This window comes from Mesorhizobium sp. M7A.F.Ca.ET.027.03.2.1 (assembly GCF_003999175.1).
Taxonomy (GTDB): domain Bacteria; phylum Pseudomonadota; class Alphaproteobacteria; order Rhizobiales; family Rhizobiaceae; genus Mesorhizobium.
This window is the reverse complement of sequence record NZ_RZOM01001612.1, coordinates 1-842: the sequence shown is the minus strand read 5'-3', so window position 1 is coordinate 842 and position 842 is coordinate 1. Positions and strand designations below refer to the sequence as shown.

Annotated in this window: 1 protein-coding gene and 1 pseudogene; both read left to right on the top strand. The window is 64.5% G+C overall.

Annotation, left to right across the window (positions count from 1 at the left end; genetic code table 11):
* Window positions 1–116 (top strand): annotated as a pseudogene (locus EN750_RS41285) (RidA family protein); the annotation flags it as partial.
* 50 nt (window positions 117–166) lie between these two features.
* Window positions 167–842 (top strand): FadR/GntR family transcriptional regulator (locus EN750_RS36795; RefSeq protein WP_189526775.1); only part of this gene is annotated, 676 nt, incomplete at its 3' end.

Genomic DNA, 842 nt, shown 5'->3' with positions numbered 1-842 from the left:
ATGCGGTGTGGGACGCCTGGATGCCCGGGGAGCACGCACCGGCGCGCTCATCGGGCGAAGGACGGATGGCGAAGCCCGGAATGCTGGTCGAGCTGATCGTCACCGCGGCGGTTTGAATGGTCCTGCCGGTTCGGGCATCATCCCGAATCTGGCGAGAGGGAGACTGATGACGAAGCGCAAGCCGCTTTCCACCGTCGTGGCGGAGAGCCTGTCCGAGAAGATCCGTTCCGGACAGCTGCTGCCCGGCGCGCAATTGCCGACTGAGGCGGAGCTTTGCGCCGAGTACGATGTCAGCCGCACCGTGGTGCGGGAAGCTGTGGCGCGACTGCGTTCCGAAGGCCTGGTGGTGCCGCAGCAGGGGCGCGGCATGTTCGTCAGCGAGACGCCGGCGCCGCGCAACTTCTCGATACCGGACGAAGCGCTCAGGACCTTGCCGGAAACCATTGCGCTGCTCGAGCTGAGGTTGAGCGTCGAGGTGGAGTCGGCAGGATTGTGCGCGGAACGGCGCACCGATGCGGAAGCCAGCGCGATCCGCACCTTGATGGAACAGGTCGACGCCCAGCAGGCCGATCCCGCCGTCGTCCAGATCCACTACGACTATGATTTCCACCTGGCGATCGCCAAGGCGGCACGAAATGAATTCATTCACGGTTTCCTAAGCTATCTCGGGCCGATGATCGTCCCGCGCTTCCAGCTCGGCTATCTGGTCACGCCCGAACTCAAGGACAGCTACTACGCGCGCATACACAGCGAACATAGGACAATCGTCGACGCCATCGAAAGGCAGGATGGCCGCGCCGCCCGCCAGGCCATGCGCAAGCACCTGCACAACAGTCTCGGGC